The sequence below is a fragment of the Actinoplanes xinjiangensis genome, from assembly GCF_003148685.1.
Lineage (GTDB): Bacteria > Actinomycetota > Actinomycetes > Mycobacteriales > Micromonosporaceae > Actinoplanes > Actinoplanes xinjiangensis.
On the sequence record NZ_QGGR01000015.1, the window covers coordinates 243,488 to 266,025 of the forward strand.

Consider the following 22,538-nt stretch of genomic DNA (forward strand, 5'->3'; position numbering starts at 1 on the left):
CTTGCACACTGGTGGCGTCACGGAGCGTATGCGACCGTGACGCCACTACTGTGTGAACCGACCTTTCCCGTCGCCGGCTCACGAGGCCAGCGCTCCTTCGCGGAAGAAGTTCGAATCCGTATGTTCCGCTACATCGTGCGGCGCCTACTGCAGATGATCCTGACGTTCTTCGGGGCCACCTTCGTGGTATTCGCGCTGATGTTCGCCAACCAGGACGACCCCATCCAGGCGCTGGCGGGCGAGAAACCAGTAAGTGACTCTCTGCGAGAAGCGCTCACTGAGCGTTACCACTTGGACGAGGGTCTCCTCGGCCAGTACTGGTACTACATGACCAATCTGCTCACCGGCGATCTCGGTGAGTCGATCTCCGGCCGGGACATCTCCGCACTGCTCGAGAGCTCCTGGCCGGTGACCGTCCAACTGTCGTTCATGGCGCTCGTGCTCGCGGCCGGGCTGGCCCTCGCCGCCGGTGTCTGGTCGGCCATCCGCCGGGGCGGGATCTTCGACAACGGCGTCCTGGCGTTCACCCTCCTGCTGCTGGCCCTGCCGATCGTCGTCCTCGCACCGGTCGCCCAGTGGATCTTCGGGATGGAGCTGGGCTGGTTCCCGGCGACCGCGTCCCGCAACGCCTCCTTCTACGCGCTGCTGCTGCCGGCCATCGTGCTGGCCACCACGGTGGTGGCCACCCAGCTGCGGGTCACCCGTACCTCAGTGGTGGAGAACCTGCGTGCCGACTATGTGCGGACCGCCCGGGCCAAGGGCCTGGCTCCGCGCCGGATCATCTGGGTGCACGTGCTGCGCAACTCGCTGATCCCGTTCATCACCCTGATCGGTGTCGATCTGGGCGTGCTGATGTCCGGCGCGCTCGTCACCGAGGAGGTCTTCAACATCCCGGGCGTCGGCTCCAAACTCGCCCAGGGCATCCGCACCGAGGACGGGCCGATGGTGGTCGGTTTCGTCAGTGTTCTGGTGATCGTCTTCCTGGTCATGAACCTCGTCGTCGATCTGCTCTATGCCGCCCTCGACCCCAGGATCCGCTATGAGTGACCCCACCACCGCCATGGTCGACAGCCGGCCGCGCGGCCTCGCCGGCGACGCGTGGAACGATCTGCGCCGTAGCAAGATCTTCTGGACCTCGTCCGTCCTGGTCTTCCTGATCCTGCTGATGGCGTTCTTCCCGACGCTGTTCACCTCTGCCGACCCCACCGACTGCGCGTTGTCGAGGCAGCACGACGGCCCGTCCGGCGGGGCGCTGTTCGGGTACGACTTCCAGGGCTGCGACGTGCTCGCCCGTACGGTGCACGGCGCCGGCAACTCGATCCAGGTCGGACTGGTCTCCACCCTGCTGGCCGGTCTGATCGGCCTGTGCTTCGGCATGGCCGCCGGCTACTTCGGCGGCGCGGTCGACGCCGTCCTGTCCCGCGGCATCGACATCGTGCTCGGCATCCCGTTCCTGCTCGGCGCGGTGGTCTTCTCCGGCCGGCTCTCCGGCGCCGGTGACGACGGTGTCACCGCGGTGACACTCACGCTCGGCCTGCTGACCTGGACCTCGGCGGCCCGGGTGATGCGTTCCTCGGTGGTCGCGGCGAAGAATCAGGACTATGTGGCGGCGGCCCGGATGCTCGGCGCCAGCCCGGCCCGGCTGATGTTCCGGCACATCCTGCCGAACGCGATCGCCCCGTTCATCGTGGTGATGGCCCTGCTGCTGGGTGCCAACATCGCGGCGGAGGCGACGCTGTCCTACCTCCGGGTGGGGCTGAAGGGCGAGGCGATCAGCTGGGGGCTGCAGATCGCCGACGCCCAGAAACACGCCCGGGCGGCAGCCGCGCCGCTGGTCTGGCCGTCGGTGTTCCTCGCCGCCACGGTGCTGGCCTTCATCATGCTGGGCGACGCCATCCGCGACGCCTTCGACCCGAAGCTGCGGTGACAAAGGTGATGGTGATCCTGTGACCGACATCAAGGCGCAGTCGGACGTCCTACCCGGACTGGACCCGCGCGCACCCCTGCTCCAGGTCAACGACCTGCACGTCGAGTTCCGTACCCGGGACGGCGTCGCGAAGGCCGTGAACGGGGCGAGTTTCTGGCTGAATCCCGGCGAGACCCTGGCGATCCTAGGCGAGTCGGGCTGCGGCAAGTCGGTGACCGCTCAGGCGATCATGGGGATCCTGGACACTCCGCCCGCGCACATCAGCCGTGGCGAGGTCCGGTACCGCGGCGTCGACCTGCTGAAACTGCGGGAGACGGAGCGCCGCCGGGTACGCGCCAACAAGATCGCCATGATCTTCCAGGACGCGTTGTCCGCGCTGAACCCGGTCTACACGGTCGGCTTCCAGCTCGCCGAACTGTTCCGGGCGCACCGCGGCATGTCGCGGGCGGACGCCCGGAGGCGGGCGATCGAACTGCTCGACCAGGTACGGATCCCGGCGGCCAAGGCGCGGATCAGCGACTACCCCCACCAGTTCTCCGGGGGTATGCGGCAGCGCGTCATGATCGCCATGGCGCTGGCCCTCGACCCCGAGGTGCTGATCGCCGACGAGCCCACCACGGCGCTCGACGTCACCGTGCAGGCCCAGATCATGGGGCTGCTCGCCGAGCTCCAGCAGCAGCGCAACATGGGCCTCATCCTGATCACCCACGACATGGGCGTGGTCGCGGACGTGGCCGACCGGATCTCGGTGATGTACGCCGGCCGGGTCGTCGAGGAGGCGCCGGTCTACGACATCTACGCGCGGCCCGGTCATCCGTACACGCGGGCCCTGCTCGAGTCGATTCCCCGCCTCGACCTGAAGGGCCAGCCGCTCACCGCCATCCGTGGCCTGCCGCCCGCGCTGACCGACATCCCCGCCGGATGCGCGTTCCACCCGCGCTGTGGATACGCCAAGGAGCCGTGCCGGCAGGATCCGGCGCCACCGGCGTACGCGATCGCGCCCCGCCGCACCGCCCGCTGCCACTTCTTCCGGGAGGTCCTCGGTGAGTGACGTCGTCCTCGAGACCAAGAACCTGGTCAAGCACTTCAAGGAGGTCCGGGCGGTCGACGGGGTGGACCTGCAACTGCGCCGGGGCGAGACGCTCGGTGTGGTCGGCGAGTCCGGCTGCGGCAAGTCGACGCTGGCCAAGCTGCTGGTCGGGTTGGAGAAGCCGACGTCCGGGGCGGTCTCGGTGCGCGGCCAGGACATGACCCGGCTCAAGGGCGGCGACCTGCGCCGGGCCCGCCGCAACATCCAGATGGTGTTGCAGGACCCGTACACCTCGCTCAATCCGCGGATGACGGTCGGCGACATCATCGGCGAGCCGTTCGAGATCCACTCCGAGGTGGTGCCGAAGGGCAAGCGGCAGCAGGCCGTGCAGGACCTCCTCGACACGGTCGGGCTGAACCCGGACCACATCAACCGCTATCCGCACCAGTTCTCCGGCGGCCAGCGGCAGCGCATCGGCATCGCCCGGGCGCTGGCCCTCAAGCCGGAGATCATCGTCTGCGACGAGCCGGTGTCGGCGCTGGACGTGTCCATCCAGGCGCAGGTGATCAATCTGCTGGAGCGGCTGCAGGACGACTTCGGGCTGTCGTACATCTTCATCGCCCATGACCTGTCCGTGGTCCGGCACATCTCCGACCGGGTCGCCGTCATGTACCTCGGCAAGATCGTCGAGCAGGGGCACGACGTCGCGATCTACGACCAGCCGACCCACCCGTACACCCAGGCTCTGCTCTCGGCCGTGCCCGTGCCGGACCCGCGCCTGCGGGGTCACCGCAAGCAGATCATCCTGGAGGGCGACGTCCCGTCGCCGGCGAACCCGCCGTCCGGATGCCGCTTCCGCACCCGTTGCTGGAAGGCGCAGCAGATCTGCGCCGACCAGGAGCCGGTGCTGCAGATCCGGGAGCGCTCGCCGCACCCGAGCGCCTGCCATTTCGCCGAGATCGGCGGCGTCCTCCGGGGACGATGAGCCTGACCTGCGAGAGTTCGGGCCGGGAGATCCGTGATCTCCCGGCCCGAGGCTCTTCCTCAACGACTGCGCCGGGAGATCGACTCTACGTTCGGGGTCAAATGAAAGAGCATAATTTGCTAGACGAAAGCGCTACTTCAGAGACTTTGACTAGTTAGTCCGATATGGCACCGTCTGTTTACCGAGATACCTACTCGAGAGGAAAACGGTAAACAGCATGAACAAGACGATGCGTTCGGTGACGATGGCCGGGCTCGGCCTTCTGGCCGGTGCAAGTGTCGCGGCGGCGCCGGCAATGGCCGGTAGCACCACCACCGCCGTGGCCAAGCCGGAGAACGCCGCGGTTCAGCAGTACATCCCGTACGGCACCGCAGTGGTCGGGTACTACGGCTCGCGGGTCGGCTGCCAGCGCGCCGCCGTGCTCGGTGGCTCGCGTGGCTTCTGGGCCAGCTCCGCCTACAGCTGCAACACCGTCTCGGTCGTCCCGGCCGGGGTCATCGGCGTCCGTCCGGGGGCGTACGCGCTCGCGGTCGACCCCGACGACTGCAACTGGGGCGCGGCGGGCTTCCAGAGCTTCTACACCACCCAGGCGTTCCGCTTCTCGGGTGACAGCTTCCTGGCGTACGGCCCGCAGTGGCGTGCCTGGGTCGCCAGCCCGGTCGGGATCAGCCCGTTCGGGTACCGCACCGGCTTCAACAGCTGGTGGCGCTACGGCAACCGCGGCCACGGCTGGGGCAACCGTTGGGGTCACCCGGGTCACTGGGGCCACGGCGGTCACGGCGGCGGCCACGGTGGCGGCCGCGGCGGCTGGTACGGCGGCGGCTTCGGTGGCGGCCACGGCGGTGGCGGCGGCTTCGGTGGCGGTCACGGTGGCGGTCACGGCGGCGGCCGCGGCGGCGGCTTCGGTGGCGGCCACGGCGGCGGCCACGGCGGCGGTTTCGGTGGCGGCAACGGTGGCGGCCGGGGCGGCGCCATCGGCGGCGCGATCGCGGGTGGCCACGGTGGCGGCCGTGGCGGTGCCATCGCCGGCGTCATCGCGGGCGGTAACGGTGGCGGCCGTGGCGGTGCCATTGCCGGCGTCATCGCCGGTGGCAATGGCGGCGGCCGCTAAGGAAGTAGCAACCGGGTAGGGGTCACGGGATGTAGCGGCACCGACTCCGGAATCCAGGACGCGACGCTGCTCCCGTGAACGGAAGAACACCCTTTCACGATGGTTGCCTACTGCAGCCGGGCCGACATCGGCCCGGCTGCAGTCCTTTTCCCGGGTGTCCGGCCGGGCCCGACTGTCAGAGCGGGCCGCGGCCCGAGCGCAGCAGCAGCAGCGCGACCTGGGTGCCGTCCGGCCCCAGGGCCTCGCGGAAGTGCTCGATGATCTCCCGTTCCCGGGCCAGCACCAGGCGGGTGCCGCCGCTGGCCATCCGGGTCTTGCCGACCTCCTGAGACAGCGCGGCGCGTTCCTGCCACAGCTCGATGATCGTCTCGTCGATCTCGTTGATGCGTTCACGAATGGCACGGATCTTCGCGGCGGCCGCGTCCTCGCCCGCGCCGGTGGTCTGGTCCATCACGTCGGCGGTCATGTCCTGCTCCTCGGGTGCTGGGGTCCCGGCCACCCAGGCCCGGACAGCATCAAGCCCCGGGCTGGGAGGCCCGGGGCTTGATGTAGGTCTGGGGTTCAGGAGCGACCTACGGCTGCCGGGCTTCCGGTGCCATAGGTAAACGATCGCGCCTGCTGGATCACGAGCCGAGTATGCCCCCGGCTCGGACGGTCCCGCAAGGAAACCGCCCGAGTGTTGGGACGAAAGTCTGCGCTGATCAGGAGGTGGTCGAAATGCGGTCGGCGGGCCCCGGCGCGATCGGGCCGGTGGCCAGGTGTGCCACGAGCGCGTCCACGTCGAAGCCCGGTGCGGTGACCCGTCCGTCCGGGCCCTGGTTCAGGTTGCTGAACCCGTCGCCGCCGTTGGCCAGGAAGTCGTTCGTGGTCACCAGGTAGTTCGCGGCCGGGTCGATCGGCGTTCCGTTCAGCGACAGGTTGCGGATCTTCGAGCCGGGTGCGGCCGATGCGCTCCACGTGTAGGTCAGGCCGGCCGACACCTGGAGGATCCGCTGGGTGGTCTGCCCGGCGAACCCGACGAACTGCTGCTCCAGCACGTCCTTGAGTTCCGCACCGGTGAAGCTCTGGGTGACGACCAGGTTGTTGAACGGCTGGACGGTGAACGCCTCGCCGTACGTCACCTGGCCGTAGGGCTCACCGCCGCTGGTCTGATCGGCGTCCAGGTCGGCGCGGATGCCGCCGGGGTTCATCAGGGCGATCTGCGCGCCGGCCGACCGCGTGTACGCCAGCTGCGCGTCGGCGATCACGTCACCGAGCGGGCTCTCACCGGCCGCCGTCGTGGTCCGGACGATGTCCGCGCTGATGCTGCCGACCAGCCGGTTCGCGATCGGTGCGACCGCGGTGCGGTACTTGTCGGCGACGGTCCTGGCGGCCGCGTCGACGGTGTCCGGATTCTTCAGGTACGCCCCGGCGGCGTCCCGCTTCCAGCCACCGTTGCCGTCCGGCACGCCGTTCTCGACGATCACGTTCTTCGCGGTGATCTCGGTGAACCGCCCGGTCCGGCGGTCCAGCGTGTAGTCGATGTCGGTGATCAGCTGCCCGTTGCTGCCGGCGCTGGTGACGACGGTGTCGGCACCCGTGCTGTTCGGCAGCTTGCACGAGTAGAAGCGATGCGTGTGCCCGGAGACGACGACGCTGATCTCCCGCTTCAGCCCGGCCACGATCGGCACCAGCGGCCCGGAGAAGCCGGTGCAGTCCGAGACGCCCGGCGTCGGCGTGGCGGAACCCTGCGAACCACCCTCGTGCAGGAGCAGGACCTGCGCCTTCACGCCGAAGAGCGTCAGCACCGAACTCCACTTGTTGGCGGTCTGCACCTCGTCGGTGAAGGTGACGTCCTTGATGCCGGCCGGGTTGACGATGCTCGGCGTACCCTCCAGCGTCATGCCGATGAACCCGACCGGCACACCGTTCACGAACCGAATGTCGATCGGCGGCAGGATCGGCAGTTTCGTCTTCTTGCTGATCGTGTTGGCGGCCAGATAGGTGAACCGCGCACCGCGGTACGGGTCGCCGTCCTGGCATCCGTCGACCGGGTGGCAGCCACCGCGCTGGATCCGGATCAGCTCGGCGACGCCCTCGTCGAACTCGTGGTTGCCGACCGAGCTCACCTGGAGGCCGATCTGGTTCATCAACTCGATCGTCGGCTCGTCGTGGAAGGCGGCGCTGACCAGGGGGGTCCCGCCGATCAGGTCGCCGGCACCGGCGGTGATCGTCTGCCGGCCCTCGGCCTGCGCCTCGGCGCGCAGCTTCTTCAGATACGTCGCGAGGTACTCCACACCACCGGCCGGGGTGCTGGTGCCTCCGGCGTTGACCACCGCGCCGCTGCCGGTCGGTGGGTCGATGGCACCGTGGAAGTCGTTGTAACTGAGGAACTGGCCCTTCACGGTGGCGCCCTGCGGCACGCCGTACGACGCGGAGACCGGGGCGAACTCGGGCGGCGGGGCGGCGACCGCGGTCTGCGGGGCCGGGAGCGCGGTGAGCACCCCGGCGGCGGCGAGCACGGCTATCGGCGCGGCGAGGTGGCGCCGCTGCGGAAGAGGCATGGGATCGATCCCCCGATCGGAGAGACTTCTTCACCAACCCGGTCAGCCTAGAGGTGCCGGAGGCATAGTTCACCGCTGATGGAGGGGCCGGTCGCCGTCGGATTCGTGTCGGGGGTGCGGCATACACTGTTTTGCGCGATGCGACCTTCCTCAGAACCTTCCGACGCCCTGTTCCCCCTGCCCGCGGTGCGGACTCCGGAGGCGCCCCGGCCGGCGCCGCGGCCGGTGCCGCCCCGGCTCGATCCGCAGGAGCTGCTGACCGGCCTGAACGGTCCTCAGCGCGATGCGGTCACCCATTCCGGGGGGCCGCTGCTCATCGTGGCCGGCGCCGGCTCGGGCAAGACCCGGGTGCTGACCCACCGGATCGCGTATCTGCTGGCCGAGCGCAACGTGCATCCCGGCGAGATCATGGCGATCACGTTCACCAACAAGGCCGCCGGTGAGATGAAGGAGCGGGTCGCCCATCTGGTCGGGCCGCGTGCCCGGATGATGTGGGTGTCGACCTTCCACTCGGCGTGCGTGCGCATCCTGCGGGCCGAGCACGAGCACGCCGGGTTGAAGAGCACGTTCTCCATCTACGACGCCGACGATTCGCGCCGTCTGATGACGCTGGTCGGGCGCGAGCTGGACCTGGACCCGAAGCGGTACACCGCGCGGGGCCTGGCCGCCCAGGTGTCGAACCTGAAGAACGAGCTGATCGAGCCGGACGAGTACAAGGCGAACGCGAAGGGGCCGAACGAGCGGGCCGTCGCCGAGGCGTACGAGTTGTATCAGCGGCGGCTGCGTGAGGCGCACGCACTGGACTTCGACGACATCATCATGACCGTGGTGCACCTGTTCCAGTCGCACCCGCACGTCGCCGAGGCGTACCGTCGCCGCTTCCGGCACGTCATGGTCGACGAGTACCAGGACACCAACCACGCGCAGTACACGCTGATCCGCGAGCTGGTCGGCCTGGAGAACCCGTCGGAGCTGTGCGTGGTCGGTGACGCCGACCAGTCGATCTACGCCTTCCGGGGCGCCACGATCCGCAACATCCTGGAGTTCGAGCGCGACTACCCGGATGCCCGGACCATCCTGCTGGAGCAGAACTACCGGTCCACCCAGACCATCCTGACCGCCGCCAACGCGGTGATCGACCGGAACACGTCGCGCAAGCCCAAACGACTCTGGAGCGACCAGGGGCACGGCGAGCAGATCGTCGGCTATGTGGCCGACACCGAGCACTCCGAGGCCGACTGGGTGGCCCGCGAGATCGACCGGCTCACCGACAACCACGACGTGCGCCCCGGTGACGTGGCCGTCTTCTACCGCACCAACGCGCAGTCCCGGGTGTTCGAGGAGGTGTTCATCCGGGTCGGCCTGCCCTACAAGGTGGTCGGCGGGGTGCGCTTCTACGAGCGCAAGGAGGTCCGCGACGCGCTGGGTTACCTCCGCGCGATCGTGAACGACGACGACACCGTCAGCATCCGGCGCGTGCTCAACACGCCGAAGCGCGGGATCGGCGACCGGGCCGAGGCGTGCATCGAGGCGCTGTCGTCCCGCGACCGGGTCTCCTTCGGCCAGGCGCTGCGCCGGGCCAAGGACGCGCCGGGCATCTCCACCCGGGCGGTCAACAGCATCAACGACTTCGTGCAGCTCCTCGACGACCTGCGGGCGCTGGCCCTGTCCGCCCCGCCGGAGGAGGTGCTGGAGGCGGTGTTGCAGCGCTCCGGCCTGCTCAGCGAGCTGGAGGAGAGCCTCGACCCGCAGGACCAGGGCCGGGTGGAGAACCTCCAGGAGCTGGTGAGCGTCGCCCGGGAGTACACCGAGCGCGTCGAGTCACTGGCCGACGAGGGCGAGGAGCAGGTCGCGACGCTGGCCGGGTTCCTCGAGCAGGTGGCGCTGGTGGCCGACGCCGACCAGATCCCCGATGACGACCCCGACCACCAGGGCGTGGTCACGTTGATGACCCTGCACACCGCGAAGGGCCTGGAGTTCCCGGTGGTGTTCCTGACCGGCCTGGAGGACGGCGTGTTCCCGCACATGCGGGCGCTCGGCGACAACTCCGAGCTGGAGGAGGAGCGCCGGCTGGCCTACGTCGGGATCACCCGGGCCCGGCAGCGGCTCTACCTGTCCCGGGCGGTGACCCGGTCGGCCTGGGGCCAACCGCAGTACAACCCGCCCTCACGGTTCACCGACGAACTGCCGGTCGAGCTGGTGCGGTGGGAACGGACCGGGGGGTCGTACACGTCGTGGTCGGGGACCGGCGGCGGGGTGGGCGGCCGCGGCGGTGGTTTCGGCGCCGGCGACCGCCAGCGCGGCGGTGGCTTCTCCGGCGGCACGCCGAAGGCACAGCGCATCGCCGAGCGGCTCGGCATCGACGCCAGCAAGCTGGCCACCGCGAGCGATCTGAAGTCGACGCCGAAGGTCGACCCCGGCGACCGGGTCAACCATCAGCGGTACGGTCTGGGCCGCGTCCTGGCGGTCGAGGGGCAGGGCCCGGGGACCCGGGTCCAGATCGACTTCGGCGACCAGGTGATGTGGCTGATCCTGCGGCACGCCCCGATCGAGAAGATCTAACTCTCCGGGGTGGGGCAGCCGGGGATCACCACACCGTGCCCGCGCATCCACGCGGTCGGCTCGACCGGGTTCGGGAAGTGCCCGCGGTGCACCTCGAAGTGCAGGTGAGGGCCGGTCGAATGCCCGGTCGAGCCCTCGTCGCCGATCTGCTCGCCGGCCTTGACCCGCCGGCCGACCTCGACGTCGATCGCCGACAGGTGCCCGTAATGGGTGAGCCAGCCGTCGCCGTGGTCGATCAGGATCGCGTTGCCGTACCCGCCGTTCGGCCCGGCCGCGACGACCACACCGGCACCGGCCGCGACGATCGCCGTGCCGTGCGGCGCGGCCAGGTCGACACCGGCGTGCAGGCGGCCCCAGCGTGGCCCGAAACAGGACGTGACCTCTGCCGACGGGATTGGGTGCGTCCACTGGACCGGGGGCCGCGGCCGGGTCTTGCGCCGTGCGGGTGCGGCGTTCGGGCCGGCGTCCCGCGGGATCGCGGGGGGCCGTCCGTGGGTCTTGCCGGGTGCCTCGTCACCGGCCGGCGGCACGATCGGCAGGGTCCCCGGGGCGTGCGCGGCCGTCGGCGGGCCGTCACCACCGGCGGCGACCGGGGCGGCGGAGGCGGTCATGCTCGCGGCGCCGATACCCGCGGCCAGGGTGGCGCTCAGCGCGGTCACCGAGAGGACGGTACGGCCACGGGTGGCGAAGAGTGCGGGGAAGGCGGGGGCGCGGTGCCGGCCCAGGCTCACCTGGCGGTGGCGTCCACCTCGTCCGGATGACGAATGCTGCCCCACGTGGATGTTCCCCCCGGCTGCCGTGACGTCGTGCTGTCACGTACCTGTCGGCCCGGGAGGTGGGTGCGCTGATGGCTGGAGCCGGAGTTCAACCGAGCTGCAACCGGGTAGAAAGGCCGCAACCGGGTAAGGGGTAAGTCAGGAAGCCTCGGCGTCCAGTGCGGCGTAGACCGACTCCATCTGGAGCTTGATGCTGACGCCGCGCTCCTCGAGGAAGGTGATCGGGTCGACCGGCGTGCCGTTGACGTGCACTTCCAGGTGCAGGTGCGTGCCGTACGAGTACCCGGTGTTGCCGACCTCGCCGATCACCTGGCCGGCCTTGACCACGTCGCCCTTGTTCACCAGCGTGCGCCGCGAGTGGGCGTAGATGATCTCGGTGCCGTCGTCCTGCCGGATGGTGATCGAGTAGCCATACCCCCCGGCGTAACCGGCGGCGGTCACCGTGCCGCCGTGCACCGCCTTGTAGGGCGTGCCGTCCGGGGCGGCCAGGTCGATGCCGGCGTGCAGCTTGCCGAACCGGACGCCGTAGGCCGAGGTGAACTCGTAGTCGTCGAGGGGCAGGAGGTAGATGTCCCGCGCGGCCTCTTCGTCGCTGAGCTGAGTGTTGGCCGCGCGGTTCTCACCGCGGGAGGCGGCGTTGTCGCCGTCACGATTCTCCAGGGCGTCGGTGGTGATCGACGAGCCCTTGGACAGACTCTGCAGGACGTCGGGGTCGACTGCCTTGTTGTCCGGAAGGTTGGAGGCCGCGCCGAGGGCGACGACACCGGCTCCGACGAATGCTGAGGTGACAACGACTGCGTAGCGACTGCGCGGGGGTGTCGGCACTCGGCGCCGACCGCGATAGCGATCGGGCTCAGACGACAAGCGCTGGCGCACGAAGGATCCTCCGTCAGTGGCATTGCGGCGACGGATCCGCAGTTCGAACCCCGGGAAAATGGGTTGAACAGTGGTCCGCCGGACTGTCGTTGTGGGGGGAACCTATGCGACAGCCGTGGCCACGGTAACGAAACGGCAGCCCGGTCACAAGTCGCAGCGCCAATTTCATGACAGTTCCACGTCAGTATTGATCAGCTATTGTCCGAATTGGTGGGCTTTCCGGATCCGCGATGTGACGACCCTGTGTAATTGGCACAGAAACGCTCTGTAATGTGACCGAGGGAACAATTCCTGGCGCCGGCCGGCCGTCACCTCCGGGTACCGAGGCTCGGCGCGGCAGGTTACCGTTCGTTAAGGTGACCGCGGAGGGTGGCCCGCAGCGGCGGCCGGACACCGGGGTCGGAGAGCCCGAAGGGGTCAGCATGCAAGCACGGATCAGGGTCGTCGTCGCCAAGCCGGGGCTGGACGGACATGACCGCGGGGCCAAGGTGATCGCGCGGGCGCTGCGCGACGCCGGCATGGAGGTGATCTACACCGGGCTGCACCAGACGCCCGAGCAGATCGTCGAGACCGCGATTCAGGAGGACGCCGACGGCATCGGCCTGTCGGTTCTCTCCGGGGCGCACATGACACTCTTTCGCAGAGTGCTGGAACTGTTGGCGGAGCGTGACGCCGCGGACATCGTGGTATTCGGCGGCGGCATCATTCCCGAGGATGACATCGCAGAATTGCAATCACTCGGGGTAGCCGGTCTATTCACACCGGGTGCGTCCCTCGAATCCATCGTCGAATGGGTCCGCGCCAATGTGGCCACGCCGGTCGCCTGATTCGCGAGCGGCCTCCGGCAGGTCGTCAGCGCCGCCTCGGCGGCGCTGACAGCTTCATCCCGCGCATAGGGAGAGGCCGGACGCACCCCTCACACGTCCGGCCCCTCTATGCGCGATGCCCCGCCGCCACCCCTCGACCGACAGGGCATCGGCCGTCTTGCCTGTCGAGCACCGCAGCGCTCCGACACCACACTCAACGACCCCCTCCCAGGCGGGTTACGCGCGCTCGCGTGATTTTTCCGGCGGTCGCACCACCGAGGCTGCGGCGGCGCGAGATGCGCCACCGCATCGCCGTCCACCGCTGAGGAGAGTTCTCTGTGGGCACACCGTGCGCGGTGGCACCAACCATCCCGGACCTGCACTTTCGTCACTCCAGTGTGTGGTCTTGCACACCGCGCACCCGCGCGCTCACCGGGGTCGTTCCGGTCGCTAGTCTGCGGATGAAGGCCATTTCGCACATGTGAAAGGCCGGACGATCCTCACGCTGGCGGCGCGCCGCGCTGCCCCGCGCACACAGGTCGGGACGCAATGGTGCGGCTTGCCGGCGCTTGGCGTCGCGAGCGAAAGGAGACACGTGGACCTGTTCGAGTATCAGGGGCGCGACCTGTTCGAACGGCACGGGCTGCCCGTGCTGGGCGGCGGCGTCGCCGAGACCCCGCAGGAGGCCCGGGCGATCGCCGAGCGGCTGGGCGGCAAGGTCGTCGTCAAGGCGCAGGTCAAGGTCGGTGGCCGTGGTAAGGCCGGCGGTGTGAAGCTGGCCGACGGCGCGGACGAGGCCGAGGCCCGCGCGAGCGACATCCTGGGCATGGACATCAAGGGCCACACGGTCCACAAGGTGATGCTGGCCGAGACGGCCGACATCGTGGAGGAGTACTACTTCTCCTACCTGCTGGACCGGGCCAACCGGACGTTCCTCTGCATCGCCAGCGTCGCCGGCGGCATGGAGATCGAGACGGTCGCCGAGGAGGACCCGGACCGGGTCGCCAAGATCGCGATCGACGCGAGCAAGGGCGTGGACGAGGCCAAGGCGCGCGAGATCGTGACCGCCGCCAGGTTCCCCGCCGAGGTCGCCGACCAGGTCGTCGACATCGCGGTGAAGCTGTGGGCGGCGTTCGTCGCCGAGGACGCCACGCTGGTCGAGGTCAACCCGCTCGCCAAGGTGGGCGACGGCCGGGTGCTGGCGCTCGACGCCAAGGTCACGCTGGACGAGAACGCCGGTTTCCGGCACCCCGACCACGAGGCCCTCGAGGACAAGTCCGCGGTCGACCCGCTGGAGCAGGCCGCCAAGGCCAAGAACCTCAACTACGTCAAGCTGGACGGCGAGGTCGGCATCATCGGCAACGGCGCCGGCCTGGTCATGTCGACCCTGGACGTGGTGGCGTACGCGGGCGAGAGCCACGGCGGCGTCAAACCGGCCAACTTCCTCGACATCGGCGGCGGCGCCAGCGCCCAGGTGATGGCGAACGGCCTGGAGATCGTCCTCGGCGACCCGGCCGTGAAGTCCGTCTTCGTGAACGTCTTCGGCGGCATCACCGCCTGCGACGCGGTGGCCAACGGCATCATCCAGGCCCTCGCGCTGCTCACCGAGCGCGGCGAGACCGTCACCAAGCCGCTCGTGGTCCGCCTCGACGGCAACAACGCCGAGGCCGGCCGTGCCATCCTCGACGGAGCGAACAACCCGCTGGTCGAGCGGGTGGACACGATGGACGGAGCGGCCCAGCGCGCCGCCGAGCTCGCGGCTGCGGGGAAGTGAACTAATGGCGATCTGGCTCACCAAGGACTCCAAGGTCATCGTCCAGGGCATCACCGGTGGTGAGGGCTCCAAGCACACCAAGCGGATGCTCGCCGCGGGCACCCAGGTGGTAGGCGGTGTCAACCCGCGCAAGGCCGGCACCAAGGTCGACTTCGACGGCACCGAGCTGCCCGTCTTCGCCACCGTCGCCGAGGCGATCGCCGAGACCGGCGCCGACGTGTCGGTCATCTTCGTCCCGCCGGCGTTCACCAAGGCCGCCGTCGTCGAGGCGATCGACGCCGAGATCCCGCTCGCCGTGGTGATCACCGAGGGCGTGCCGGTGCAGGACTCGGCGGCGTTCTGGGCGTACAACGTGGCCAAGGGCCAGAAGACCCGGATCATCGGGCCGAACTGCCCCGGCATCGCGTCGCCCGGCGCCTCCAACGCCGGCATCATCCCGGCCGACATCACCCCGCAGGGGCGCATCGGCCTGGTCAGCAAGAGCGGCACGCTGACCTACCAGCTCATGTACGAGCTGCGCGAGTTCGGCTTCTCCACGGCGGTCGGCATCGGTGGTGACCCGATCATCGGCACCACCCACATCGACGCGCTGAAGGCGTTCCAGGAGGACCCGGAGACCGACGCGATCGTCATGATCGGTGAGATCGGTGGCGACGCCGAGGAACGGGCGGCCGAGTTCATCAAGGCCAACGTCACCAAGCCGGTCGTCGGCTACATCGCCGGCTTCACCGCGCCGCCCGGGAAGACGATGGGCCACGCCGGCGCCATCATCTCCGGCTCGGCCGGCACCGCCGAGGCGAAGAAGGTCGCCCTGGAGGCGGCCGGGGTCAAGGTCGGCAAGACGCCGTCCGAGACCGCCCAGCTCATGCGCGACATCTTGAGCTGATCACGCCTGTGGACACGGCGCGCTGTCGATCGGGAACCGACCCGATCGGCGGCGCGCCGTCGCTTCTGCATCGCCGCATCGGCCACGGCATGGAAAAGTAGGCGCGATGTCCAGCACAACCGACCGGCCCGGCGGCTCGGAGGACCCGTTCGCGGTCGCCGAGGCGCTGCAGTCCGTGGTGCGGGACACCGCCGCCGTCGATAGAGAGCGGCCCGGACCCGCGCCGGAGGACCGGCCCACCGAGGCCATCCCGGCCGGTGACCGTCCTGGCGGCGAGGGGACCGGCGACGATCCCGGCGAGGACGGCCGGCGGGACACCGTCATCGTCGACGACGCGATGCTCGGCCGCCGGGAGACCGTCCGGGTACCCATCCAGCGCCGGCCGGCCCGGCGGGGGCGCGGCGCTCCGCTCCCGGTGGCGGCGCTCTTCGCGACCCTGTGGGCGGCCCTGCTCACCTACCTCCCGGTAGCCGTGGTGATCGGGCTGGCCCGCACCCTGGAGGGCTCCGGTGGGCTGGTCGCCGCCGCGCACGCCGGACTGGCCGGCTGGCTGCTCGGGCACGGCGTGCCGATCGGCACCTCGATCGGGCCGCTCGCACTCACGCCGCTACTACTGACCGTGCTGATCGTCTGGCGGCTCAACCGGGCGGGACTGCACGTCACCCGCGCGATCGGGGCCCGGCACTCCGGGTCGTTCGGGCGGGCACTGGTGGTGGCGGTCGCGGTCGGTACGGCGTACACCCTGATCGGGATCCTCGCCGCACAGCTCACCGACGGCCGCGGCACCGGCATCTCCACCGGCCGCGCCGCGGCGCACTTCCTCGCCCTCGGCGTCGCCGGGGCGCTGCTCGGAGCCCTGCGCGGCACCGGCGCCGTCAGCACGCTGGCCCGCCGGGTGCCCCCGACGCTGCGCCACGGCATCCGGACCGGGCTGGTCGCCGCGTTCCTGATCGTGGGAGCCGGCGCGGTCGTCGGCGGCCTCGCCGTCGCGCTCGGCGGCGCCCAGGCCGCCGAGATCATCGCCAACTACCGCACCGGCGTCGCCGGCCAGGCGGGCATCACCCTGCTCAGCATCGGGTACGCGGTGAACGCCTCGATCTGGGTGGCCGCCTACCTGCTCGGCCCCGGATTCGCGATCGGCACCGACTCGGCGGTGCGGTTGACCGAGGTCACACTCGGCCCGCCCCCGATGGTGCCGCTGATCGCCGGCCTGCCGGAGGGCCCACTCGGCGCGGCCGGGACGGTCCTGCTCGCGCTGCCCGTGATCGCCGGGGCGGTGGCCGGATGGACCCTTACCCAGCGGCTGCGATTCGGCCGCGAGAGCGCGTGGCGGGCCACCCGCCGCAAATCCAAAGGCAAGGTCACGGTCGCCGACGTCGAGCCGCCGTGGCTGCTCGTCATGACGTCCAGCCTGCTCGCCGGGCCGGTCGCCGGGCTGGTGCTGGCCGGGCTCGCCTGGGCCTCCGGCGGTGCGCTCGGCTCCGGGCGGCTCTCCGTGATCGGCCCGGAACCGGTGCAGACCGGCATCGTCGCCGCGATCGTGGTCGCCGTCGCGGTCACCCTCGGCGCGGCCGCGACCCGTGCCTTCCGCCGCCGCTGACAGGTTTCGCGCGGCCACGGCCGTTCGGGCGGACCTCGTTCCGTGCCGTGCGTGGGTGCCGTGGTTCGGGTCATGCGTCGCCGCGACCTGTGCCGGGGGCTCGAACGCCCCGGTTGCCGGGTGTCGGCCGGCGCGACGATAGGGTGCACAGGTGACTGACCCCGCGCCCGCCCGCCTGGTCGTTCTCATCTCCGGGTCGGGCAGCAACCTGCAGGCTCTTCTCGAAGCGACCGCCGATCCGGCGTACGGGGCGACCGTCGTCGCCGTCGGCGCCGACCGGGACGGGATCGCCGGTCTCGGCCACGCCACGGCCGCCGGAGTCCCCACATTCGTCGACTCGGTGAAGTCCTACCCGACCCGTGACGACTGGGACGCCGCACTGACCGAGCACGTCGCCGCGCACCGGCCCGACCTGGTGATCTCGGCCGGCTTCCTCAAACTCGTCGGCAAGCAGTTCCTGGACGCCTTCGGCGACCGCTACATCAACACGCACAACGCGCTGCTCCCCGCCTTCCCCGGCATCCACGGGCCGCGGGACGCGCTGGCGTACGGCGTGAAGGTGGCCGGAGCGACACTCTTCTTCGTGGACGCCGGAGTCGACACCGGGCCGATCATCGCGCAGACCGTGGTCCCCGTGCTCGACGACGACACGGAGGAGACGCTCACCGAACGCATCAAGGTGGCCGAACGGGCCCAGCTGGTCGACTACGTCGGCCGCCTGGTCCGGGACGGCTGGACCATCGAGGACAGGAAGGTACGGATCCCGTGAGCACCTCTACAGAGGGGCGCCGTCCGATCAGGCGGGCGCTGCTGAGCGTCTGGTACAAGGACGGCATCGTCGAGCTGGCCCAGGCACTGCACGCCGCCGGTGTGCAGATCGTCTCCACCGGTTCGACCGCGTCGACCGTGGAGAAGGCCGGCGTGCCGGTGACCCGGGTGGAGGAACTCACCGGCTTCCCCGAGATCCTCAGCGACCGGGTCAAGACGCTGCACCCCAAGGTCCACGCCGGGCTGCTCGCCGACCTGCGCCTGGAGGGCCACGTCCAGGAGCTCGCCGACCTCGGCATCGAGCCGTTCGACCTGCTGGTCAGCAACCTCTACCCGTTCACCGAGACGGTGGCCTCGGGTGCGGGCGTGGAGGACTGCATCGCGAAGATCGACATCGGTGGCCCGGCGATGGTCCGGTCCGCGGCCAAGAACCACGCGTCCGTTGCGGTCGTCACGGCCGTCTCGGCGTACCCCCTGATCGTCTCCGCCCTCGCCGCAGGCGGATTCTCGCTGGCCCAGCGCCAGGCACTGGCCGCGCGGGCCTTCGCCGACATCGCCGAGTACGACGTGGCCGTCGCCCGGTGGACGGCGACCACCCTGGCCGGCGACGTCGAGTGGCCGGCGTTCGACGGGCTCGCCCTGCGGCTGGAGAACACCCTGCGGTACGGGGAGAACCCGCACCAGAAGGCCGCCCTCTACCTCGACCCGGCCGCACCCGCCGGCCTGGCCCAGGCGGAACTGCTGCACGGCGGCGAACTGTCGTTCAACAACTACGTCGACGCGGACGCCGCCTGGCGCAGCGCCAACGACTTCACCGAACCGTGCGTGGCGATCATCAAGCACGCCAACCCGTGCGGCATCGCGATCGGCGCCGACGTGGCCGAGGCACACCGCAAGGCGCACGCCTGCGACCCGCTGTCGGCGTACGGCGGCGTCATCGCGGTCAACCAGGAGGTGACCGCGGAGCTGGCCAAGCAGCTCGACGGCATCCTGACCGAGGCGATCGTGGCCCCCTCCTACCAGGCCGAGGCGCTCGAGATCTTCCGCGGCAAGAAGAAGCTGCGGGTGCTCGCCGCTCCCGCATGGAACCCGCCGCCCGCCGAGATCAAGCAGGTCAGCGGCGGTGTGCTGGTGCAGACCGCGGACCGGGTCGACGCGACCGGCGACGACCCGGCGAACTGGACACTGGCCACCGGTCCGGCGCTCACCGGCACCGACCTCGCCGACCTGGCGTTCGCGTGGCGCGCGGTGCGCGGGGTGAAGAGCAACGCGATCCTGCTGGCCAAGGACGGCGCGACCGTCGGCGTCGGCATGGGCCAGGTCAACCGGGTCGACTCGGCGCACCTCGCGGTGAACCGGGCCGGCGCCGAGCGCACCCAGGGCAGCGTGGCCGCCTCGGACGCGTTCTTCCCGTTCCCGGACGGGCTGGAGGTGCTGATCGCGGCCGGTGTGAAAGCGGTCGTGCAGCCCGGCGGATCGATCCGTGACGAGCAGGTCATCGAGGCGGCGGCGAAGGCCGGCCTGACCGTCTACCTGACCGGTACCCGCCACTTCTACCACTGACGTTTCGGCTCAGCAGCGGTCGGCAGCCCTCGGGCGGTCGGCCGCTGCGGCGTCTCCGGCGGCGGCCGGGGTGCCGTCGCGGAGGCGGGCGCGCCAGGGGTGGGCATGGTCGCCGCGGCGCCGGTGGCTGTGGCCGCCGTGTTCGCGGTCGTTTCTTGTCGGTGTCGGTGTCGGCTGTGGCTGTGGCCGCATTCGCGGTCGTTCGTGGCGGTGGCGATGGCGATAGGTGGTTGCGGTGGTGCTTGGTCGCGGTCGTTTCTTGGCGGCTGCGGGTAGGCGCGACCTCAGCGGCGGTCTGCTGCTTCGGCGAGAGCGGCCGAGACCGTTGCGATGAGGTGCCGTGGGTTGCGCAGCACATCGTCGGCGGTGAAGCGGAGCACCGTCCAGCCGGCCATCCGGAGGGCGTTCAGTCGTGCCACGTCCCGGCGGAACTGGACCTTGCTCCGGTGATGGTCGCCGTCGTACTCGGCGATCAGACCCAAATCCGGCCAGCACAGATCGACGCGCCCCAACAACCGTCCGGCGGGATCGCGGATCTCGAATTGTGGCACCGCGGACGGGAGGCGGGCATCGAGCAGGAGCAGACGTAGGCGCGACTCCATCGGGGACTCCGCTCGGGAGTCGGCAACCCTCACCAGGCCGGCGAGGCGGGCGCTTCCGGGCCAGGTGAAGCGCTGCTTGATCATCTGCTGGAGGGCAGGCCGCCGCAACAGTCGGCGGCGGAGCATCGCATCGAGCAGAGCGAGAGCATCGGCCCTGCCCAGTCGGCGGCCGAGATCGAAGGCGGTGCGCACCGGAGTGGTCACCGGAAGACCGTCATTACAGGTCAGGTCACCGGCGACTAGTGACGTGCGGTGCGGCAGCAGGCGGTCGTCGGCGCGGATCCACCGGTTGTGCGGCAACACCACCGACACCCTCGCCTCGCGGGTCTCGAAGCCCCACAAGTGGGCGGCGCTGAGGCCACCGATCGCCGCGCCGGCTGGGAGGATCAGCGCCACCGCACGGCACCACGTTCGATGGTCCACGGGACTGTCGCGATGGATGTAGACGTCATGCAGGAGGCGTTGCCAGACCGGGCTGCGGAGCATCGCCCGGGTGACAAGACCGTCGCGGATCGCGGTCGATCCACGGAACGGCTGGTTCCGGAGTTGTGCGGGAATCGTCGGCCGTCGGGGCATGGGGCCAGAATGGCGAGCGTTGCGGGGCCGCGCTCATGCCCCTGTGGACAGTGCGGCGCTGTGGACAACTCTCCCCGTCTCCATCTGGTCCCCGGGCGGCCGCCCCCTCGGTGTCTGGCCGGAGCCGGCCCTCCGCGTCCGGCCCGGGTGCCTGGCGCTGGGCGGCCGCTCACCTGGCCGACTTCAGGCAAACGTCCGTGGCCGCCGGTCCGCTCGGCTTGTGCACCGTTAACCGCAATGCCGCGTAGTTAGTGGTGGCGGTGGGGCGTCAAGCGGGTGTGTCGATGCATGTAGAACAGCGGAACTCCCGCTATAGAGGGGTTGTCCTCACAAGACACCCTTCGAGCTGGGAGTTCCGCTGCCCGAGCATTCTGTCATTCACCGTACGACCGTGGTAGCCGCGGGCCGGTTCGCGCCCGGGCATCTGGGCGAGTTGACACAGATCGTGCCGTTCGAGATGGTCGACGACATCCTCGCGACGACCGGTACGGTCCAAGCCCGAGTCCGGGACCTGCCCTCACGAGTCGTGGTCTACCTGCTGCTGGCGGCCGGCCTGTTCGCCGAGTCCGGCTACCGGCAGGTCTGGGCGAGGCTGACCAGCAGTCTCGACGACCTGAACCCGGCCACTCCGACATCATCTGCGCTGGCTCAGGCCCGCCGCCGTATCGGCGTCAAACCCCTGGCCACCCTGTTCGCTCTGCTCGCCGGGCCCGCCGCTGCTGCCGAACGATGGCGGGGCCTGCTGCTCTGCGCTATCGACGGCACCACCATGGCAGTCCCCGACAGCCCCGCGAACCTGACCACCTACGGCCGGCAGACCGGCTCCCACGGCGGGTCCGGCTACCCGCTGCTACGCCTGGTCGCGATCGTGGCCTGTGGCTCCCGCACCGTCCTCGACGCGGTCTTCGGCCCGATCGGTGTTGCGGAGATCCGCTACGCACCGACACTGTTCCGCTGCCTGAAACCGGGCATGCTGCTCCTCGCAGACCGCAACTTCGCCGTCTGCGATCTGGTCGAACAGATCCACGCCACCGGCGCGGACCTGCTCATCCGCTGCAAGACCAACCGCAAGCTACCGACCATCGGCCACTACCGCGACGGATCCCGCCTCGCCCTGCTCGGCGGTGTCGTCGTCCGTGTCATCGACGCCGAGATCACCGTGCACACCGACGGCAAACCCCACCACACCGGCCAGTACCGGCTGATCACCACCCTGACCGACCGCCGGTTCACCGCCCTGGACCTGATCACCCTCTACCACCAGCGTTGGGAGATCGAGACCGCGTTCCTGGAGATGAAGTCCACCACCCTCGACGGCCGGGTCCTGCGCGCACGCACCCCTACCGGCATCGAGCAGGAGGTCTACGCCCTGCTCACCACCTACCAGGCGTTACGGCTGGCCATGGCCGGCGCCACCGATCACGACCCGGACATCGCCCCGGGCCGGGCCGGCTTCAAAATCGCCCTGAACAGCGCCCGCGACCAGGTCATCCAAGCCGCAGGCGTCATCGCCGACACCATCATCGACCTCATCGGTGTCCTCGGCCGGGCCGTCCTGGCCGACCCGCTTCCCGAACGCCGGGTCCGGATCAGCCCCCGCGTCGTGAAACGCGCCATCTCCAAACACCGAGCCAAAGGCACCATCGACCGGACCAACCATAAAGCGACCATCACGATCACCCTAGGGTTGACCAGCAGCCCAGCACCTTAACTACGCGGCATTGCCGTTAACCGCCATATCCCTGAACTTGGCGATCATCCAGGCGGTTATTCGGCGAGGACCTGTGGGATATGGCTGCTTCCCGACGCGGGAAGGGTGCCTGGCCCACAGCCCGACGATCATCGAGGCGGAGGCGGAGGCGGAGGCGGAGGCGGAGGCGGAGGTCGAGGTCGAGGTCGAGGTCGAGGTCGAGGTCGAGGTCGAGGCGGAGGTCGAGGCGGAGGGGCGAGGCAGCGAGGTGGGGGTGGAGCGGGAGGCGGCAGGGCGGACCGGCCGGCGCGGAGGGATGCGGTGGGCCGGGGCGGACGGGTGCGGTGGGCCGGGGCGGACGGGTGCGGTGGGCCGGGGCGGACGGGTGCGGTGGGCCGGGGCGGACGGGTGCGGTGGGCTGGGGCCGGGGGGGGGGGTGGGGGGGGGGGGCGCGGGGGGGGGG

General features: G+C 70.1%; 18 protein-coding genes. 13 read left to right on the forward strand and 5 right to left on the reverse strand.

The genetic code is table 11. The features are described from left to right. Nucleotides 1-120: 120 nt before the first annotated feature. The 5 genes from BC793_RS30510 to BC793_RS50340 all read left to right on the forward strand — a co-directional run bounded on the left by BC793_RS30510 (nt 121) and on the right by BC793_RS50340 (nt 5,053). The gene (locus BC793_RS30510; protein WP_109598828.1) at nt 121-1,047 is read left to right on the forward strand and encodes an ABC transporter permease; all 927 of its coding nucleotides are present in this window, start codon (nt 121-123) and stop codon (nt 1,045-1,047) included. After that, complete coding sequence (locus BC793_RS30515) at nt 1,013-1,927, forward strand: ABC transporter permease (RefSeq protein WP_109598748.1); 915 nt, start codon at nt 1,013-1,015, stop codon at nt 1,925-1,927. The genes BC793_RS30510 and BC793_RS30515 overlap by 35 nt, the downstream gene beginning before the upstream one ends. A gap of 19 nt (nt 1,928-1,946) precedes the next feature. After that, nucleotides 1,947-2,978 (forward strand): ABC transporter ATP-binding protein, encoded by a 1,032-nt coding sequence (locus BC793_RS30520; RefSeq protein ID WP_239170309.1) that lies wholly within the window; start codon nt 1,947-1,949, stop codon nt 2,976-2,978. Continuing rightward, nucleotides 2,971-3,942: an ABC transporter ATP-binding protein gene (locus tag BC793_RS30525; protein WP_109598750.1), complete on the forward strand. Its 972-nt coding sequence runs from the start codon at nt 2,971-2,973 to the stop codon at nt 3,940-3,942. The genes BC793_RS30520 and BC793_RS30525 overlap by 8 nt, the downstream gene beginning before the upstream one ends. A gap of 217 nt (nt 3,943-4,159) precedes the next feature. Then, nucleotides 4,160-5,053, forward strand: coding sequence for a hypothetical protein (locus tag BC793_RS50340; RefSeq protein ID WP_170167292.1), 894 nt, complete (start codon nt 4,160-4,162; stop codon nt 5,051-5,053). Between the two features lie 175 nt (nt 5,054-5,228). Here BC793_RS50340 and BC793_RS30535 read toward each other — a convergent pair whose 3' ends face one another. Continuing rightward, nucleotides 5,229-5,519 carry a chorismate mutase gene (locus tag BC793_RS30535; protein WP_109598832.1) on the reverse strand — a complete coding sequence of 97 codons (291 nt, stop codon included), beginning with the start codon at nt 5,517-5,519 and terminating at the stop codon, nt 5,229-5,231. Nucleotides 5,520-5,754: 235 nt separating this feature from the next. Further along, nucleotides 5,755-7,596 (reverse strand): bifunctional metallophosphatase/5'-nucleotidase, encoded by a 1,842-nt coding sequence (locus tag BC793_RS30540; protein ID WP_109598752.1) that lies wholly within the window; start codon nt 7,594-7,596, stop codon nt 5,755-5,757. Nucleotides 7,597-7,734: 138 nt separating this feature from the next. On the opposite strand from BC793_RS30540, the gene pcrA reads away from it, so the two are divergent. Next, a complete protein-coding gene (pcrA, locus tag BC793_RS30545; protein ID WP_109598754.1) occupies nt 7,735-10,158 on the forward strand; it encodes a DNA helicase PcrA in 2,424 nt (807 codons plus the stop codon). Here pcrA and BC793_RS30550 read toward each other — a convergent pair. Both BC793_RS30550 and BC793_RS30555 read right to left on the reverse strand, forming a co-directional pair. Continuing rightward, on the reverse strand, nt 10,155-10,889 hold the full coding sequence (locus tag BC793_RS30550) for a M23 family metallopeptidase (protein ID WP_239170310.1): 735 nt from the start codon (nt 10,887-10,889) through the stop codon (nt 10,155-10,157). The two genes, pcrA and BC793_RS30550, sit on opposite strands and share 4 nt — an antisense overlap. Before the next feature lie 183 nt (nt 10,890-11,072). Then, nucleotides 11,073-11,810 carry a M23 family metallopeptidase gene (locus BC793_RS30555; protein WP_109598756.1) on the reverse strand — a complete coding sequence of 246 codons (738 nt, stop codon included), beginning with the start codon at nt 11,808-11,810 and terminating at the stop codon, nt 11,073-11,075. Between the two features lie 422 nt (nt 11,811-12,232). Between BC793_RS30555 and icmB the strand changes: the two genes are divergently transcribed. The 6 genes from icmB to purH all read left to right on the forward strand — a co-directional run bounded on the left by icmB (nt 12,233) and on the right by purH (nt 19,207). Beyond that, on the forward strand, nt 12,233-12,637 hold the full coding sequence (gene icmB / locus BC793_RS30560; RefSeq protein WP_109598836.1) for a coenzyme B12-dependent isobutyryl CoA mutase small subunit: 405 nt from the start codon (nt 12,233-12,235) through the stop codon (nt 12,635-12,637). Between the two features lie 574 nt (nt 12,638-13,211). Then, a complete protein-coding gene (sucC, locus tag BC793_RS30565) occupies nt 13,212-14,390 on the forward strand; it encodes an ADP-forming succinate--CoA ligase subunit beta (RefSeq protein WP_109598758.1) in 1,179 nt (392 codons plus the stop codon). 4 nt (nt 14,391-14,394) lie between these two features. After that, a complete protein-coding gene (gene sucD, locus BC793_RS30570) occupies nt 14,395-15,276 on the forward strand; it encodes a succinate--CoA ligase subunit alpha (protein WP_109598760.1) in 882 nt (293 codons plus the stop codon). A 106-nt stretch (nt 15,277-15,382) separates the two neighbouring features. Beyond that, entirely contained in the window at nt 15,383-16,876 is a 1,494-nt protein-coding gene (locus tag BC793_RS30575; protein WP_239170311.1) for a cell division protein PerM, read from the forward strand. A 151-nt stretch (nt 16,877-17,027) separates the two neighbouring features. Beyond that, nucleotides 17,028-17,645: a phosphoribosylglycinamide formyltransferase gene (purN, locus tag BC793_RS30580; protein WP_109598762.1), complete on the forward strand. Its 618-nt coding sequence runs from the start codon at nt 17,028-17,030 to the stop codon at nt 17,643-17,645. Then, entirely contained in the window at nt 17,642-19,207 is a 1,566-nt protein-coding gene (purH, locus tag BC793_RS30585) for a bifunctional phosphoribosylaminoimidazolecarboxamide formyltransferase/IMP cyclohydrolase (protein ID WP_109598764.1), read from the forward strand. Before purN ends, purH begins: the two co-directional genes overlap by 4 nt. Before the next feature lie 284 nt (nt 19,208-19,491). Here purH and BC793_RS30590 read toward each other — a convergent pair whose 3' ends face one another. Next, nucleotides 19,492-20,385 carry an endonuclease domain-containing protein gene (locus BC793_RS30590; RefSeq protein ID WP_109598766.1) on the reverse strand — a complete coding sequence of 298 codons (894 nt, stop codon included), beginning with the start codon at nt 20,383-20,385 and terminating at the stop codon, nt 19,492-19,494. Between the two features lie 391 nt (nt 20,386-20,776). On the opposite strand from BC793_RS30590, the gene BC793_RS30595 reads away from it, so the two are divergent. Next, complete coding sequence (locus BC793_RS30595; protein ID WP_239170312.1) at nt 20,777-22,096, forward strand: IS4 family transposase; 1,320 nt, start codon at nt 20,777-20,779, stop codon at nt 22,094-22,096. Nucleotides 22,097-22,538 lie beyond the last annotated feature (442 nt).